The organism is Verrucosispora sioxanthis (assembly GCF_010560025.1).
Lineage (GTDB): Bacteria > Actinomycetota > Actinomycetes > Mycobacteriales > Micromonosporaceae > Micromonospora > Micromonospora palythoicola.
The window spans coordinates 218,820-235,440 of sequence record NZ_SAIY01000006.1 but is presented as its reverse complement, the minus strand read 5'-3'; the positions used below and the strand labels follow the sequence as shown (position 1 = coordinate 235,440).

At 73.7% G+C, this 16,621-nt stretch carries 12 protein-coding genes, 1 tRNA gene and 2 pseudogenes; 6 read left to right on the top strand and 9 right to left on the bottom strand.

Annotation, left to right across the window (positions count from 1 at the left end; all coding sequences use genetic code 11):
• Positions 1-10: 10 nt before the first annotated feature.
• From ENC19_RS19555 to ENC19_RS19545, 3 genes are all read left to right on the top strand, one after another.
• A tRNA-Thr gene (locus ENC19_RS19555) sits at positions 11-87 on the top strand.
• Between the two features lie 125 nt (positions 88-212).
• Positions 213-1,091, top strand: coding sequence for a hypothetical protein (locus ENC19_RS19550; protein ID WP_328824306.1), 879 nt, complete (start codon positions 213-215; stop codon positions 1,089-1,091).
• Positions 1,092-1,167: 76 nt separating this feature from the next.
• Positions 1,168-2,805 carry a hypothetical protein gene (locus ENC19_RS19545; protein WP_164448573.1) on the top strand — a complete coding sequence of 546 codons (1,638 nt, stop codon included), beginning with the start codon at positions 1,168-1,170 and terminating at the stop codon, positions 2,803-2,805.
• A gap of 99 nt (positions 2,806-2,904) precedes the next feature.
• On the opposite strand, the gene ENC19_RS19540 is transcribed toward ENC19_RS19545, so the two are convergent.
• A complete protein-coding gene (locus ENC19_RS19540; RefSeq protein WP_164448572.1) occupies positions 2,905-4,020 on the bottom strand; it encodes a glycosyltransferase in 1,116 nt (371 codons plus the stop codon).
• Complete coding sequence (locus ENC19_RS19535; protein ID WP_164448571.1) at positions 4,007-5,107, bottom strand: glycosyltransferase family 2 protein; 1,101 nt, start codon at positions 5,105-5,107, stop codon at positions 4,007-4,009. Before ENC19_RS19535 ends, ENC19_RS19540 begins: the two co-directional genes overlap by 14 nt.
• 206 nt (positions 5,108-5,313) lie before the next feature.
• Here ENC19_RS19535 and ENC19_RS19530 point away from each other — a divergent pair, with 206 nt between their 5' ends.
• The gene (locus ENC19_RS19530) at positions 5,314-6,081 is read left to right on the top strand and encodes an enoyl-CoA hydratase/isomerase family protein (protein ID WP_164448570.1); all 768 of its coding nucleotides are present in this window, start codon (positions 5,314-5,316) and stop codon (positions 6,079-6,081) included.
• Between the two features lie 230 nt (positions 6,082-6,311).
• On the opposite strand, the gene ENC19_RS19525 is transcribed toward ENC19_RS19530, so the two are convergent.
• Both ENC19_RS19525 and ENC19_RS19520 read right to left on the bottom strand, forming a co-directional pair.
• On the bottom strand, positions 6,312-7,838 hold the full coding sequence (locus tag ENC19_RS19525; RefSeq protein ID WP_164448569.1) for a hydroxysqualene dehydroxylase: 1,527 nt from the start codon (positions 7,836-7,838) through the stop codon (positions 6,312-6,314).
• Positions 7,839-7,868: 30 nt separating this feature from the next.
• Positions 7,869-8,351 carry an MSMEG_6728 family protein gene (locus ENC19_RS19520; RefSeq protein ID WP_164448568.1) on the bottom strand — a complete coding sequence of 161 codons (483 nt, stop codon included), beginning with the start codon at positions 8,349-8,351 and terminating at the stop codon, positions 7,869-7,871.
• 100 nt (positions 8,352-8,451) lie between these two features.
• On the opposite strand from ENC19_RS19520, the pseudogene ENC19_RS19515 reads away from it, so the two are divergent.
• A pseudogene (locus tag ENC19_RS19515) lies at positions 8,452-10,327 on the top strand (potassium channel family protein).
• Here the strand turns inward: ENC19_RS19515 and ENC19_RS19510 are convergent.
• Together ENC19_RS19510 and ENC19_RS19505 are read right to left on the bottom strand one after the other, a co-directional pair.
• On the bottom strand, positions 10,239-11,471 hold the full coding sequence (locus tag ENC19_RS19510) for an APC family permease (RefSeq protein WP_164448567.1): 1,233 nt from the start codon (positions 11,469-11,471) through the stop codon (positions 10,239-10,241). The pseudogene ENC19_RS19515 and the gene ENC19_RS19510 sit on opposite strands and share 89 nt — an antisense overlap.
• A 9-nt stretch (positions 11,472-11,480) precedes the next feature.
• The gene (locus ENC19_RS19505) at positions 11,481-12,248 is read right to left on the bottom strand and encodes a phosphatase PAP2 family protein (RefSeq protein ID WP_164448566.1); all 768 of its coding nucleotides are present in this window, start codon (positions 12,246-12,248) and stop codon (positions 11,481-11,483) included.
• A gap of 103 nt (positions 12,249-12,351) precedes the next feature.
• Here ENC19_RS19505 and ENC19_RS19500 point away from each other — a divergent pair, with 103 nt between their 5' ends.
• Complete coding sequence (locus ENC19_RS19500) at positions 12,352-13,560, top strand: DUF4032 domain-containing protein (RefSeq protein WP_164448565.1); 1,209 nt, start codon at positions 12,352-12,354, stop codon at positions 13,558-13,560.
• 16 nt (positions 13,561-13,576) lie between these two features.
• On the opposite strand, the gene nagA is transcribed toward ENC19_RS19500, so the two are convergent.
• From nagA to ENC19_RS19485, 3 genes and pseudogenes are all read right to left on the bottom strand, one after another.
• A complete protein-coding gene (nagA, locus tag ENC19_RS19495; protein ID WP_164448564.1) occupies positions 13,577-14,686 on the bottom strand; it encodes an N-acetylglucosamine-6-phosphate deacetylase in 1,110 nt (369 codons plus the stop codon).
• Positions 14,683-15,650: pseudogene (locus tag ENC19_RS19490) on the bottom strand (ROK family protein). The gene nagA and the pseudogene ENC19_RS19490 overlap by 4 nt, the downstream one beginning before the upstream one ends.
• A gap of 41 nt (positions 15,651-15,691) precedes the next feature.
• Positions 15,692-16,621: an SIS domain-containing protein gene (locus ENC19_RS19485; protein ID WP_164448563.1), complete on the bottom strand. Its 930-nt coding sequence runs from the start codon at positions 16,619-16,621 to the stop codon at positions 15,692-15,694.

Genomic DNA, 16,621 nt, shown 5'->3' with positions numbered 1-16,621 from the left:
ACGACACAACGCCCCTGTAGCTCAGCTGGCCAGAGCACCCGCCTTGTAAGCGGGATGTCGCCGGTTCGATCCCGGCCGGGGGCTCCATCCGTATCACGCATGGCACACCGGGCGGACATCTCGGCGTGGCCGGGTGTTCAGACGGGCCCGTTAGGCTCCGCCTCCACCCGTCACGCCGTGATCCGTCACCACGACCAGGGGCGCCCGCCACCGTGCACCATGCCAACCACTACTACGGGCACTCCCACGTGCTGGCCCGCTACTGCGGGCTCGACGACCGGAACCCGCCGCGCATCCACGGCTACCTCCAGCACGGCTGGAACATCGGCGACGGCATGGCGTACGACCACGAGTTCGTGCCGGGCGTACCGCTGTTCCTGTGGTCGGAGCGGACGCGGCGGCGGGCCTGGTCCCTCGGCCGCCGACAGACGTACGTGGTGGGCGCCCCGTGGGCGTACCTGCTGGCGATGGAGCCGGACGGCCCGCAACGACGGGAGGGCACCATCTGGTACCCCTTCCACGGCTGGGAGGGGCAACGGGTCGTCGGTGACCACGACCGGCTGGTCGACGAGATCCGGGCCGTCGAACCGGGCCCCGTGACGGTCTGCCTCTACTGGCAGGAGTACCGGTCCACCCGGGTACGCCAGCACTATGAGCGGGCCGGCTTCCGGGTGATCTGCCACGGCTACCGGGGCGGCCGGTGGCGTGACCTCGACCCGGATTTCCCGCACCGGCAACTGGCCGAGCTGCGCCGGCATCGTCGGGTCGCCTCGAACCGGCTGTGCAGCGCGGTCTTCTACGGCATCCTGGCCGGCTGCGCGCCGGCCGTCTACGGCGATCCGATGCAGTTGGCCGGTGAGGCGCCGATCTGGGGTGGTCAGCCGCGGATCCGGCGCCAGTGGGCGAGCCTGCACGGCCCGCAGGTCGACCCGGACGGCGCCCGTGCCCTGGCCGTCGCCGAGTTGGGTGCCGACCGGCTGCTGCCCCCGGCCGAGCTGCGCCGGCTGTTCCGCTGGCCCGAGCCCACCGGTCGGCACCAGGCCCCCACGGTCCGATCCGCCGATGAACAACACGGCACGGAGGTTGGCTGATGAGCGAGCGCAGCGAGCGAATCCTTCGGCGCAGTGGGGTGGCTCGTCGTGACGCCGAGCGCAGCGAGGTGGCGCGATGAGTGAGGTGCACCTGCTCGGTGGCGAGATGCTCGGCTGGTCGGATCTCGACGGCGCGCACGGTCCGGGCCCGGTACGCGGTCCGGGGCTGGCGGCCCTGTTGTCCGTCGCGTCGGGCCGCACGCTGGTGGTGGGGCCACACGACCCCCAGCTGCTCGACGCGCTGCCCTCGGCCGACCTGACCGTGCTGGTACGGGGACTGCCCGACGCCGAGTCGCTGGCCGACCGTTACGCCGACCGCTCCGGGGTACGGGTGTGCTGCGGTGGCCCGGAGAAGCTCGCCGGCACCGCACCGTACGACACTGTGGTCGCCCTGGACGGCCTGGAGCGCCTCGACTCGGTCGAGGGGACGCAGCTGACCTGGGGCGAGGCGTTCGACCTGCTGGTGTCGGTGCTGCGGCCCGGCGGTCGGCTGCTGCTCGGGGCCGAGAACCCGCTCGGGCTGCACCGGTTGCTGGCGGCGCCGCCGCCGAGCACCGACTCCGACTGGGCGGCACTCGGCGAGTACGACGACACCCGCCCGGCCGGCCCCGCCCGGCTACGGGCCCGGCTGACCGCGTCGGGGCTGCGGATCGGCGGCGTCTGGGCGGTCTTTCCGTCTCCCATCGCGCCGGCCGCTCTGCTCGACACGGAACTGCTGGCCGACCCGGACCTGACCGGGTTTCTCCAGGCAGTGCTCGGCGACCCGGCCGTGCTCGGCAATCAGGCCGTCCCCGGCGACCGGGCCGTGCACGGCGACGGCGGCGGCAGGACGGGTGACCCCGGCACCGGACGTGATGGCCCGGTGCCGGCCGCACCGCTGCTGGCCGACCCGGCTCGGCTGGCCGGATCCGCCGTCCGGAACGGGATCGCCGGCGAGCTCGCGCCGGCCTGGGTGCTGCTCGGCGAGCGCCTGCCGGATCCGCTGACCCTGACGGACCAGACCGTCGCCGCGCGCGCCCACCTTGCGGACGACCGGACCAAGACGGTGCCGCCTGCGGCACTGCTGATGCGGGAGGGTCGGCTCCGGGAGGTGCGCCGGGATCCGGCGGGCGGCTGGCGGTTCGCCGACGGCGAGGCCGTTCCGTCGGGGCGTACCGTCGAGGATCTGGTGGTGGCCGCGACGTTGCGCCGGGACCTGCCGGCGGTGCGGGCGCTGCTCACCACCTGGCAGTCCGGTGCGATGGCGGGGACGCCGGCGGACGCCGTGGTCGTCACCCCTGCCGGCACCTGGCACGGACTGTCCGGTGCCACCGAGCCGATGTTTGTGTTGCGCCGGCTGGCGTCCCGGCTGATCGATGCCGGGCTTGCCGACCTCTGGCCTGCCGGTGAGCTGGCCGCCATGCTGACCACGACGGCCGGCCGGAAGCCGGGGTCGTCGGTCGACGACGTCAGCGGCGCCGCTGCCGGCGGGTGGCGGGAGCTGCTGGTGGACCGGGACCGGCTGACCCGCGAACTGTCCGAGGCGCGCGCGCTTCAGGACTGGTACGAACGGACGCTGACCGAGCGTGACGACGAGATGAAACGGCTACGCCGGATCGTCGCACTGCTGCACGGCACCCCCACCGCACGAGCCGGCCGGCTCCTGCTGGCCGGTGCCCGCACCGCCCGCCGCACCGCCCGTTCCGCCGTCCGCCGCCTCCGCCCCACCGACTGACTGCCGGCCCTGCCTCCGCGATCATGCAGTTGTGGCAGCGACAAATCAGGGCGGGCGTGGCGAAGAGACGACCACAACCGCATGATCGGCGGGGCTCGGTCAGGGTGGGGGGAGGAGGGAGTCGTAGAGGGATTCGAGGCGCCGGGTCTGCTGGTGCAGGTCGAAGTCGGTCTCGGCGCGGTGGCGGGCGGCCTTGCCGAGCTGGTCGCGCAGCGGCGCGTCGGTGAGCAGGCGGCGGAGGTTGGCGGCGAGGGCCGGCCGGTCGCCTTCCGCGCAGAGCAGGCCGTTGGCCTCGTGGGTGACCGCCTCGGGGATACCACTGTGGTAGGTCGCGACGACCGGCACACCGAGACTGAACGCCTCCAGGATGGTGGTGGGCAGGCCCTCGGTGTCGCCGTCCGACGCGGTGCGCGACGGCGCCGCGAGCAGCCGCGCCTCGGCGATGTGCCGCATCACCTCGGGCGGCGGCAGCGCGCCGGGAAACGTCGCGTCCACGCCCAACTGTGCGGCCCGGGCGCGTACCCGCTCGTGCAGCGGCCCGGTGCCGACCAGCAGCACCCGGGGGCGCAGTTCGGACAGCATGCCCAGCGCCTCGACGAGATCCTCGATGCCTTTCTTCTCGACGAACCGGCCGACGAACACGACGTCCCACCGCTTCGGCCCGGCGGCCGGCTCCGGTGGCAACGGCACTCCGGTGTGATGGACGCGGATCTTCTCCGGATCCGCTCCCAGCGCCACCGCCCGGTCCCGGATCGCCCCGGAGACGGCCAGGATCAGCGCGGCCCGACCGAACATGGTCCGCAGGTTCCGCCGGTGCCGAGCGCCGCGCGGACCGGGTGCCGCCGCCTGCCGGGTGACGTCGAGACCGTGCAGGGTGACGACCAGCGGGATGCCCAGCTGTTCGGCGGCCCGGCTGACCAACCAGCCGTCGCCGCCGAAGTGCGCGTGCACCACCCCGGGGCGTAGCCGGGCCAGCAGCCGCCGCAGCCGGGGCGACCCGCCGGTCAGCCGCAACCGCAGCCACTCGCGGCGGCCACGCGGCGTGTCCGGGCACAGCACCACGTCGCTGTCCCGGGACAACGGTGAGACCACCCGGACGGCACCCAGGTAGACCGGACGCCAGGTGGGCAGCGCGTCGGCCTGGTTGCGGACGAACGTCTCCGAGCCCGGTAGCAGGCAGCTGCGCCAGATCACGGCGACCCTATCGCCGGACATCGGCCCCGATCCCCGCCGTCCCGGCGGTGCCGGCCGTTCCCGTCGACGTGCCGGCGGCCGTCCCCGCCGGGTCGGTCGCCGCGCCACCTGGCGCTCGCCGGCCGACATCGGCCTCCGTGCTCGCGGACCGCCCGGGCGAGGCCGGACCGCCGCGCCGGCCCCGGCCGAGGATCCGGTCGCGTACCCGGTGCCGCAGCTGCGGCGGAAGCAGCCAGATCTGCAGGAACGTCAGGTAGTCGACGAGACCTGGCCGCCCGTGCCGGCGCGCCTCGGCGAGCAGCAGCCGGAAGACCCGGAAGCTGCGGGTCGGCGCGGCCATCGAGCTGATGATGCTCATCGTGATCGCCGCGTACGCCCGTGGGGTGATCAGTGGTCGGATCCCGCGCAGCCACTCGAGCTGGGCCTCCCACGGCGAGCTGAGGCTGATCCGTGGCCGGTCCTCGTCCTGGTGCCAGAGCACCAGCGGCTCGGCGGCGATCAGCAGGTCGACGTCCGGGTGGCTCATCGCGCGTACGGTCCAGTCCAGTTCCTGCTGCCGGCGCAGCCCGACGGTGAACGGCACCCGGCGCAGCAGCTCGGTCGGCGCCATGATGGTCGAGGTCTGGATGAACCCGTCGCCGTGGAACAGTCCGCGCCGCAGGGTCAGGTACTCGCAGATCGGCTCGCCCGGCTCCGGCAGCCGCCGGGGCATCACGAACTCCGCCCGGGGCGTCTTGTTGATCAGCCGGCTGGCGATGATCGGGCTGCCGACCGTGGCGCTGCGGGCCAGCTCCAGCTGCGCGGCGAGCTTGGTGGGCAGCCACTCGTCGTCGTCGTCGAGCAGGGCGGTCCAGGGGGCACGCGCCTCGCGTACGCCGGTGTTGCGGGCGTTGGGCGCACCGCCCTTGCCGGGCAGCTCGACCACCCGCAGCCGGGGGTCGCCGATCTCGGCGAGGGCCTTGCCGGTGTCCTCGTCCGGACCGTCGACCACGACGATCACCTCGATGTCGGTGACGGTCTGCGCGAGCGCGCTGCGTACCGCACGGCTCACCAACGCCGGGCGGGCGAAGGTGGGGACGACCACGCTGACCTCGGGTGTGGATGGCATGACCACCTGCTCACTCGTGCTGGCTACGACGGGCGCGCACGGTGACGTTAGGTGGCGTGGGAGGACCCGAGGTGAATGCCGGGCTGCGCCCAGACGTACAGCGGTGGTCGTCGACCGGAGCGGCCCACCCGGCCCGGCGCGGAGCGGACGTCGCTAAGGTCGCCGCAGGTGACGTACGGCGTGGTGCGGCGAGGGGATGGTGGACGGTGGCGGACGCGGACCTGGTGGTCGAGGTCGCGGGTGCGGTGGCCACGGTGGTGATCCGCAATCCGGGCCGGCGTAACGCGATGACCCCCGCCATGTGGCGGCGGCTGCCCACGCTGCTCGACGGACTGGAGGCCGACCCGGCGGTCCGCGTCGTGGTGCTCACCGGCGCCGACGGAACCTTCTGCGCCGGTGCCGATCTTGGCGACCTGGACGAGCTGCTGGCCGCCGGCGACGGCAGCATCGCGGTGGTGGCCGAGGAACGGCTGGCCACCTTCGCCAAGCCGACGGTGGCCGCCGTCCACGGTGCCTGTGTCGGTGGCGGCTGCCAGTTGGCGGTCGCCTGTGATCTGCGAATAGCCGCGGCCGACGCCCGTTTCGGCGTACCGCCGGCCCGGCTGGGGCTGGTCTACCCGGCGCCCACCACCCACCGGCTGGCCCGGCTGGTCGGCCCGGCGGCGGCGAAGTACCTGCTGTTCACCGGCGAGTTGGTGGACGCCGACCGGGCGCTGCGGATCGGGCTGGTCGACGAGGTGCTGCCCGGCGCCGACCTGGCCGCCCGGGTCGACAGCCTCACCGGCGTGATCGCCGAGCGCTCGCAGCTCAGCGTCGCCGCCGCCAAGGAGATCGTCGACGGACGGGCGGACGAGGATCGGATGGCCTGGTGGCACGGGCAGGTGCGGGCCAGTGGCGAGGCCCGGGAGGGCGTGGCGGCCTTCCGCGAGCGCCGTGCACCGGAATTCGGTTGGACGCCGCCCGTCGCACGTTGAGCCGTCAACCGGAGCCAGCCCCGGATCGGTCGGCGACGCCCGGGCCAGCGGGGAGGGGCCGGCGGGCGCGGCGCCGATGTGCAACGCCGCCCCCTGTGCCCGCCGGCCGGCCTGGAACTGGCGGTATCCCGCAACGGCGGTTGACCTTGCGCGATCACGGTAGGTGTGGCCGAGGTGAGGCGGCAACGCATTTCGATGGCCGGGTCAGCCCTGAGCGCCGTCCCTGGAGGTCAGCGTCGGGCGAGCAGACCACGCGGCCGGATCGAGTGCAGCGGCTCGGCGGCACCACCCTCGGCGCGCAGGATGTGGTTCGCCGCGAGGATGCCGGTGGCCGCCGCCCGTTCCATCAGGGCGCTGGGAAAGTCGGTGCCGATGCCGTCGCCGGCCAGGTAGAGGCCGGTGGCGTCGGTGCGGACCCCCGGACGCCAGGCGTGGCTGCCCGGCGTGAAGGCGGGCGCCTTCGCCTCGACCCGGGCCCGCAGTTCGCGTACCCGCAGGCGGGCCGTCTCCGGCCAGAGCACCGCCAGTTCGGCCCGCATCCTCTCGGCCAGCTCGGTGGCGGGCACGTCCGGCTCGCAGGCGTACGCGTGCAACTCGATCACCGAGCCACCGGCGCGTTCGGCCCAGTGGCGGGACTCGCGCTCCAGCCGGTGGTACAGCGTCACCGAGTCCAACGTGGCCTGTCGGGACACCCCGCTGAAGATCGCCCGATCGGGATCGACGTCTCCGTCGCACCAGTACCGGGCGACCGCGTACGGCGGGCCGGGCCGACCGTACGCGGGCATCGCCGCGGCCAGTGCCGGGGCCTGCTCGACAAGCGATGGCGAGCCCGCGACCAGGGCGGCGAGTGCGGGCGGGTCGACGGCGAGCACGACGTGCCCGGCCCGGTACGTATCGTGCGTGCTGTGCACCTGCCAGCCGTCGGGATCGCGGTGCAGGCCGGTGACCGGCTCGCCGGTGCGGATCCGGCCGCCGTGCCGCTCGACGTGCCGGGTCAACGGCTTCCAGATCGACGTCGCGTAGTCCTCGTCGGGGCAGTCGAAGGCCAGTCCTTCCGGATTCCCGAGCAGGTAGAAGTGGAACTGCGCGATCATCTCGGCGGCCGACATCTCCGCCTCGTGATTGAAGAACGAGTGGGAGAAGACCTCGAAGAGCATCGCCCGGGCCCGGTCGGGCAGCCGCAGCGAGTCGAGCAGGTCGTCGGCGGTGGTGTGGTCGAACTCGGCGTAGGTGCGTACCGGGTCGTACGTCAGCAGGGGCAGGGCCGAGTCCCGATCCATACCGCGCAGATCGCGCAGGCGCAGGCTGGGGCTGCGGGCGAGCAGCGTGAGCAGGTTCGCCGGTGGCGCGGGGGGCAGCCGCCCGAACTCCTCGGTCGGCCACTGCGCGCTGAGCACCGGATAGCCGGGGACGGCCCGCAGGAACCGCAGGCTCGGGTCGATCCGGCGCAGGATGTTGCGCCAGTTGTAGTACTGCCGGAAGAAGGCGTGGAAGCCGTGCTCGTTGACCTGGTCGGTCCCGTCGGCGAGGGTTTCCGGCCAGGCACCGAGCCGGCCGCCCAGGGTGGGCGCGGCCTCCAGCACGGTCACCTCGACGCCGCGTTCGGCGAGCACCACCGCCGCGGACATGCCGGCGATGCCGCCGCCGACGACCACCGCGGTGACCGGATGCGGCACGCGGGGGGCGCCACCCCCGCCGGGGTCGACCCGGTGCCGACGTACGCCGATGAACCGTCCGGCCAACTGCGACAGCGTCATCTGACCTCCCGGCCCAGTGTGCTCCTCCGGTCAGGGCAGGCAGCGGCGGGGGCGGTCGGAGGTCGGCCAGACGTACTCCACGTCGTCGGGAACGTCGTCGCCGAAGATGGGCCGGTAGTGCGCCGGATCCTTGCGCAGCAGCGACGAGCGGTGGCTCAGGTGCACCTCGGTTCGGCCGAGCCACGGCGGCAGTTCCCCGGCGACGGCGAGTTCCTGCTGGGTGCGGACCTGCTCGACGCCGCACGCGGCGGCCAGGTCGACGGTCAACGTGGTGGCGCAGGTGTCGGCCCGGCCGGCCGCGCACCAGACCGAGCAGATGTCCAGGCCGTACCGGGTCAGCGCCTCCTCGTACCCGGCCCACATCTTCACCGCCGGGTGGTTGCGCCAGCCGTACGTCGGCCAGGTCAGCCCGCGTAGCACCTGGATCGCCTCCACCCGCTGCTTGCCGAGCCGTCGTTGGTCCAGCGCGCGGGCGCTGGCCAGAAAGTCCGGGTACGGCAGGAAGGTTTGCATGCAGCTGCCCTACCCGTCGCCGGGCCGGACATGCCGCGTCGCGGCTGCCACGATCATGACGGGCTGCGCGGGCTGCGACCGGCTGACTACCATGCGGGGCATGGCGGAGCCGCTGCTCGATCGGGCCCTGCGGGCCAGCCGCCGGTTGCGGGTCAACGGGGAGTCCCGGGCGCACTACGTGATCTGTGGGCAGGATCCGCTCGCCTACTGGGTGGTGCGGACGTTGCTGGCCGGCGAGACACAGGCCGGCCGGGTACGGATCACCCTGATCGTGCCGGAGCGTCGGCGTTCTCCCGGGCCGGACGGCCGTGACCTGCCGGGCATCGAGGTGATCCGGGCCGACCGGCTGGACGAGGTCACCTTCCGCCGGGCCGGGCTTGCCGAGGCCGCGGGGCTGGCCCTGCTGCACCAGGACGACGTGGGAAACATGCACGCCGCGCTCTGCGCGCAGGAGGTGGAGTCCCGGCTGCGCCTGGTGGTGCGGATGTTCAACACCGGGCTGGCCAACGGCGTACGACAGATCTTCCCCGACTCGGCGGTGCTCTCCGACGCCTCGATGGCCGCACCGGCCTTCGTAGCCGCCGCGCTCGGCGAGGTCGCGCCGACGCACTTCCGGCACGGCGGACGCACCCTCTACGTGGCCCGCCGCGACGACGTACGCCCCAGCGAGATCGTCTGCGGGGTGGCCGACACCGGCGACGCCCAGCAGGATCTGGTGCTGCCGGCCGACGACCGGGACGCCGACGTGGTGCTCGCCGAGGCGGTGGGCCGGCCGGCCGGCACCGAGCTGGCCGCGCGGCGGCTGGTCCGGGCGCGGCGGCGGCGTCGGCCGGTGGCGGTGCTGCGCGCGGTCCGCAGCTTCGCCACCCGGAAGATCGGGATAGCGGTGCTGGTGCTGCTCGCCATGGTGGCAGCCCTGGGCGGGCTCTACGCGAACGCGGCGCACGTCGGCTGGAGCGACGCGCTCTACCTGACGCTCGTCACCACCCTCACCGGGCAGGATCCGGACCCCGCCAAGTCGGCCGCCGAGCAGGTCATGCAGGTGGTGCTGAACCTCGCCGGGCTGGCGCTGATCCCGCTGATCACGGCGGTGGTGGTCGACGGGGTGGTGAACGCCCGACTGGCCCTGCACACCGGGCGGATCCTGCCCGAGCGCTCCGGGCACGTCGTGGTGGTCGGGCTCGGCAACATCGGCACCCGGGTGATGGCCCAGCTCAACGACTTCGGCGTCGAGGTGGTGGCGATCGACAAGAGTGCGGACGCGCGCGGCGCCGGGCTGGCCCGACGGCTCGGCGTACCGCTGGTGGTGGGCGACGCGGCGCAGGAGGAGACGCTGCGGGCCGCCTCGGTGGCGACCTGCCAGGCGTTGGTGGTGGTCTCCACGGATGACGGCGCCAACCTCCGCGCCGCGCTCAACGCCCGTGCCCTCGACGACCAGCTCCGGGTGGTGCTGCGGCTCTTCGACGGCGACTTCGCCGAACGGGTGCAGCGGGCGTTCGGCATCGGCACCTCGCGCAGCGTCTCCTACCTGGCGGCGCCGTCGTTCGCCGCCGCCCTGCTGGACCGGGCGGTGATCGCCACCATTCCGGTGGGCCGGCACGCGTTGCTGGTCACCGAGGTTCCGGTGGCCGCCGGCTCGGACCTGGACGGTCGGACGCTCGCCACCGTCGGCCGGGCCGGCAGCGTCCGCCTGCTCGCGCACGCCCGCGCCGGCCAGCGCCTGGACTGGTCGCCGGACCCGCGCATGGTGATCGTGGCGGGTGACCGGCTGACCGTGGTAGGCCCGCCGGGCCGGCCTGAACGCGTTGCCCCGCGAGGTCGCGCCACCGGAGCCGGCACCGCTACGTCCGGCGCGCCGGTACCGCGCGAAGCGACGGAGTGACCCGGTCAGCGGCGGGCTGACCGGAGGGCGTACCAGACGGCACCGAGGGCCAGCACGCCGAAACCGGCGAGCACGCTGGACAGCGGCAGGTTGACCGCGAGCAGCACGCAGCCGACAAGTCCCGCCACGGCGAGCGCCTGCACCGGCAGCTTCCGCTCCGGCTCCCGTCCCAGGGTCAGCGCGGCGGCGTTGGTGATGGCGTAGTAGACGAGCACCGTGCAGGCGGAGAAGCCGATCGCCCCGCGCACGTCGCCGAGCACCACGACCAGGATGACCACGGCGGCCACCGCCAGCTCGGCCCGGTGCGGCACCCGGTACCGGGGATGCACCGCGGCCAGCCCGGCCGGTAGATCCCGGTGGCGGGCCATCGCCAGCGTGGTGCAGCCCACCCCGGCCAGCAGCGAGAGCAGCACCCCGGTCACCGCGATCGTCGCGCCGGCCCGGACCACCCACTCCAGGCCGGGCAGTCCGGCCGCGCCCACCACGTCGGCCAGCGGCGCGGCGGAGGCGGCCAGCCGGTCTGCGCCGAGCACGCCGACGGCGACCACCCCCAGGACCAGGTAGATCACCAGCACCAGACCGAGCGCCAACGGCACCGCCCGGGGAATGGTGCGCTGCGGGTCGCGTACCTCCTCGCCGAGGGTGGCGATCCGGGCGTACCCGGCGAAGGCGAAGAAGAGCAGCCCAGCGGCGGTGAGCACCCCCCGGCCGGTGCCGCCGGGCTGGTCGATCCGGTCGACGGAGACGCTCGTCGCGCCGGCCACCGCGACGAGCGCGAGCACGGCGAGCACCAGGACCACCAGGATCCGGGTGGCGGCGGCGGTCTTGCCGATGCCGCGCAGGTTCACCGCCGTGACCGCGACCACCGCCAGCACCGCGACGAGCCGGGCCTGCCCCGGCCAGAGGTACGCCCCGATGGTCAGTGCCATCGCCGCGCAGCTGGCCGTCTTGCCGATCACGAAACCCCAGCCGGCGAGAAACCCGGCGAACGGGTCCAACCGCTCCCGACCGTAGACGTAGGTGCCGCCGGACTCGGGATAGCGGGCGGCCAGCCGGGCGGAGCTTGTCGCGTTGCAGAACGCGATGAACCCGGCCAGGGCCAGGGCGACAAGCAGGCCGGTGCCACCGGCCGCCGCCGCGGCGGGAGCGAAGACCACGAAGATGCCCGCGCCGAGCATCGACCCGAGACCGATGACGACGGCGTCCGGCACGCCCAGCCGGCGCGTGAGTCGGTCCACGGCGGGACCCTACCGGTGCCGGATGAACGGCCCGTCCCACTGCCGGAGGCGACCGGGTAGCGGCAGGTCGTCCCAGGGCACCCGGTGCAGCAGCCGGTCCAGCAGCAACCCCAGCAGCAGCCCGGCCACCGAGTCGGTCAGCCAGTGCCAGCCCAGATACGTGGTGGTGCACAGCACCACGGTCGGTGGCACGATCCGCACCACCAGCACCACCCGTTGGGGTACGGCCCGGCCAAGGCTGGCCAGCAGTGGGACGAGTAACAGTGCGAGCACGCCGTACCAGACGATCGCGTTGGCGACGTGTCCGGACGGATAGGACTGGGCGAATCGCACCGGCAGGTCGTCCTGGAAGAGCGGAAGCGTCTGCTCGGGCGGCAGGAACGGCTCCTTGACGCTGGCGCTCGGCGCGGGCCGGGCCGTCCAGACCTTCAGCGGGCCGATCGTCAGGTAGGTGAGAACGAAGGCCGCCACGGGGACGAACAGCGGGCGCACGGACCGCAGCCGGACCGCGAGCAGCACTCCCAGTCCAGCCGCGATCAGCGTCAGCGGGGTGCCCTGACCGAGGTAGTTGAACACGACCGCGATCCATCGGGCGGCTGTGGGTCGGTGCGCGTCAGCCCAGTCCGCCACCGCGCGGTCGAGCCCGAAGAACCAGTCGGCGGCAAGGGCGGCGGTCAGCCCGGTGAGAGCGGCCAGCAGGACGGCGTCGAACCACCAGCCGGCCGGGCGTACCGGTGCCAGACGGATGCTCCGGCGTACCGGTGTCGTCTCCCGCACCCCGATCACGCTACCGGCCCGCGCGGTGCTCCCGAGGGCCGGCGACTGTGGGCCGAGCCACGTAGTGAGGCGTTCCGGCGGCGGAAACGTCAAACTTGACGCCGTGCGGATCACCTCGGCCCTCGTCGACCCGGCGTTGCTCGACCTTCCCTGGTCGACCCCGTTGGAGCAGTGGCCGGCCGAGCACCTGGTCGCGCTGCCGCAGGGCATCTCCCGGCACGTGGTGCGGTTCGTGCAGTTGGGCGGGCACGTCTACGCGGTCAAGGAGACCGGCGAGCGGGTGGCCGAGCGGGAGTACGACCTGTTGCGTGCCCTGGAACGGATCGACTTCCCGTCGGTCAAGGCGGTGGCGATCGTCGCCGACCGGGAGTCCGACGCCGGTGAGCCGCTGGACCCGGTGCTGATCACCCGTCATCTCCAGTTCTCCCTGCCGTACCGGGCGCTGTTCTCCCACACGCTGCGGCCACCGACGATGGGGCGACTGCTCGACGCGCTCGCCGCGCTGCTGGTCCGGATGCATCTGACCGGCTTCTTCTGGGGCGACTGCTCGCTGTCGAACACGCTGTTCCGGCGGGACGCGGGTGCCTTCGCCGCGTACCTGGTCGACGCCGAGACCGGCGCGCTGCGCAGCGTGCTCTCCAACGGTCAGCGTGGCGAGGACCTGGAGATCGCCCGGGTCAACATCTTCGGCGAGGCGCTCGACCTTCAGGCGGCCGGCCTGCTGCACGACTCGATCGACCCGGAGGTGGTCTGCGAGGAGGTGGTGCAGCGCTACGAGCGGCTCTGGCACGAGATCACCTACGAGCAGCAGGTCGAACGCGCGGCCCGGCACGACATCGAGGGACGCATCCGCCGGCTCAACGAGCTGGGTTTCGACGTGGCGGAGGTGGCCATGTCTAGCATCGACAACGGTCGCTACCTCATTCGGCCGAAGGTCGTCGATGCCGGGTACCACCACCGTCGGCTGCTCCGCCTCACCGGGCTGGACGCCGAGGAGAACCAGGCCCGCAAGCTGCTCAACGACCTCGACGCGTACCGGGCGGAGAGCGACCTGACCGACGAGCAGCAGGCCGCGCACCGCTGGTTGACCGAGGTCTTCGAGCCGGTGGTCCGGGCGGTACCGGCGCACCTGCGGCGCAAGCTGGAGCCGCAGGAGCTGTTCGCCCAGATCATCGAGCACAAGTGGCTGCTCTCCGAGCAGGCCGGTCGGGATGTGGGGATGCGCCACGCGGTGCAGTCGTTCCTATCGGACGTGCTGGTGCACCGCCCGGACGAGCAGGCCGTCCTCGGCGTGGAGATCTCGACGCGCTGACGTCGCGGCTGTCGGGTCACTCCACCCAGGTGCCGGCCCGCATCACCCGGACGATCTCCAGGTCGTCGTCGAGCACCACCAGGTCGGCGCGGAGCCCTGCCTGGAGGGTGCCCACCTGGTCGCCGAGGCCGAGGGCCAGGGCCGGCGTGGTGGACGCCATGCGTACCGCGTCGGGAACCGAGACCCCGGCGGCCACGGCGCTGCGCAGCGCCGCGTCCATGGTCAGCGTGCTTCCCGCGATCGCCCCGTCCCGGGCGAGCCGGGCCACCCCGTCGTCCACGGTCACTGCCTGGCCGCCCAGCTCGTACTCGCCGTCGGGCATGCCGGCGGCGGCCATCGCGTCGGTGACCAGCGCGCACCGTTCCGGTCCGGCGGTCGAGGTGGCGAAGGTGAGCGTTCCCTCGTGCAGGTGCACCCCGTCGGCGATCAGTTCGCAGATCACGTTCGGCGCGGTCAGCAGCGCCACCACGGGGCCGGGCTCACGGTGGTGCACCGGGCGCATCCCGTTGAACAGGTGGGTGCCGACGGTGGCGCCCGCCGCCACGGCGGCGCGGGTCTGCTCGTACGTGCCGTCGGTGTGCCCGACGGCGACGACCACCCCGTGCCGGGTGAGCAGTTCCACGGCCTCCAGCGCACCCGGCCGCTCGGGGGCGAGGGTGACCATCCGGAGCGCGCCGTCACCGATCTTGATGAGCTCGGTCAGCTCGTCGGTGGCGGGATCCCGCAGGAACTCCGGGTTCTGTGCGCCGCACCGGGCGGCGGACAGGTACGGCCCCTCGAAGTGGATGCCGGCCAGCACGCCCTCGCGCACCAGCGGGGCGAAGGCGGCGGTGGCCGAGCGCATCAGCTCCAACGGTGAGCTGACCAGGCTGGCCACCAGGCTGGTGGTGCCGTGCCCCAGGTGGAACGCGGCCGCGGCCCGGGCCTGGCCGGCGTCGCCGGTGGTGAAGGTGTGCCCACCGCCGCCATGGCTGTGGATGTCCACGAAGCCGGGCACGATCCAGTGCCCGTCGCGCACCGACGGGTACTCCGCGACCGCACTGATCCGGTCGCCCCTGACCTCGACGCAGCCCTGCGAGATCACCCCGCCGGGGGTCACCACCTTGCCGTTCACCCGTACGGTCATGGCGTCTCCATCTGGTCGAGGGCGAGCAGGGCGGCACCGAGGCAGCCCGCCTCGTCGCCGAGGGCGGCCGGGACCAGTCGTGGCTCCCGGTGGAAGGTGAGCCGGTCCCGCAGCGCGGCACGCAGCGGGTCGAACAGCCCGGCGCCGGCCTGGGCGAGGCCGCCGCCCAGGACGATGGTCGCCACGTCGAACAGGGCCTGGGCGGTGGCGAGGCCGTCGGCCAGTGCCTCGACCGTTTCCCGCCAGACCTGGGCGGCCACCTCCTCGCCGGCGTCCGCCCGGGCGGCCACCTCGGCGGCGGTCACCATGGTCCGCCCCTGGCCCGGCCCGGCGGCGGACCCGTCGTCCGACGCGCTGCCGGTGCGCCGGCTCGTGGCCGTGCTGGTGTCGGCGGCCGTGCCGGTCCCGGTGAGTTCGGCGTAGCGGCGGGCGACGGCCGACGCGGAGGCGATGGCCTCCAGGCAGCCGGGCCGTCCGCAGCCGCAGGTCGGTCCGTCGGGACGGACCAGGATGTGACCGAGTTCCCGGCGGCGCCGTGCGCACCGGTGACGGCCTTGCCGGCCACCACGTGCGCGGCGGCGATCCCGGTGCCGATGGCGACGAAGAGGACGTGCCCGGTGTCCCGGCCGGCACCCAACCGCGCCTCGGCGAGGCCACCGGCACGCACGTCGTGGCCGAGCGCCGTGGGCAGGCCGAGCCGCGCGGCCGCCAGGTCGCGCAGGGGTACGTCCCGGAAGCCGACGTTGGCTGACCAGACGGCCACGCCGCGTGCCTCGTCCACGACACCCGGCACCACGATGCCGAGCGCGGTCGGCGTGAGCCCGTCCGCGCACGCCTTGCCGGCGAGCCCCTCGGCCACCGTCAGGATCGTCTCGACCACGGCGTCGGGACCGCGCCCGGCGTCGGTGGGGTGTCGTTCGGCGTGCCGCACGACACCGTCCGCGCCGACCAGCGCGCACTTCATCCCGGTGCCGCCCACGTCGAGCGCGACGGCAACCTCTTCGATCACGTGAGTACCACGGAGCGACTCAGGTGCCGGGGCGCGTCGGGGTCGAGGCCGCGACTGGTGGCCAGCGCTACGGCGAAGCGCTGGGCCAGGATCAGGTCGGCCATCGGGTCGACCGGGGTACGCCCGGCGGCCCACCGGCCGAGCACGGTGCGGTAGCCGTGGGTGCGGCTGTGTGCGAAGGACGCGCCGGTGGCGGCGACATCCTCCGGCAGCCCGTCGGGCAACTCGCCGAAGGCCCAGACCAGCCGGCCGGGGGCGGCCACCGAGATGGGGCCGTGCCGGTAGTCCATCGCGGGGTACGCCTCGGCCCAGAAGGTGGCTGCCTCGCGGCACTTCAACGCGGCCTCCTGGGCCAGTCCGATGGTCCAGCCGCGACCGAGGAAGGTGACCTGTTCGATCAGGCTCGGATCGATCGGCAGCGGGGCCCGGACGGCGACCTCCGCGTCGGCGGCGAGGGCGTCCATGTTGTCGCCGAGGTGGGCGCGGAGCAGCGCCAGCGCGGTGGTGGCGAAGCGGGTCTGCACCACTGAGCGTTCGTCGGCGAACGGCATGGTGACGGCGGCGTCGGCGGTCTCCACCACCGGTGAGCCGGGGTCGCCCACCAGCACCGTGGTCGGGATCCGGCCGCGCAGCGCGGCGATCAGTTCCAGCACCTCGGTGGTGGTGCCGGAGCGGGTGATCGCCAACAGCCGGTCGTAGTGGCGGCCGACGGGGAACTCGCTGGCCTGGAAGGCGTCGGTCTCGCCCTGGCCGGCGGCTTCGCGGCGGGCCGCGTACGCCATGGCCATGAACCAGGACGTGCCGCAACCGACGACGGCGACCCGCTCACCGGGGCGCGGGAGGCGGTCGAGCATCGCCGGGGCCAGTTCGCTCGCCTGGCGCCAGCAGTCCGGCTGGCTCGCGATCTCCGCGTGGACGTACGCCAT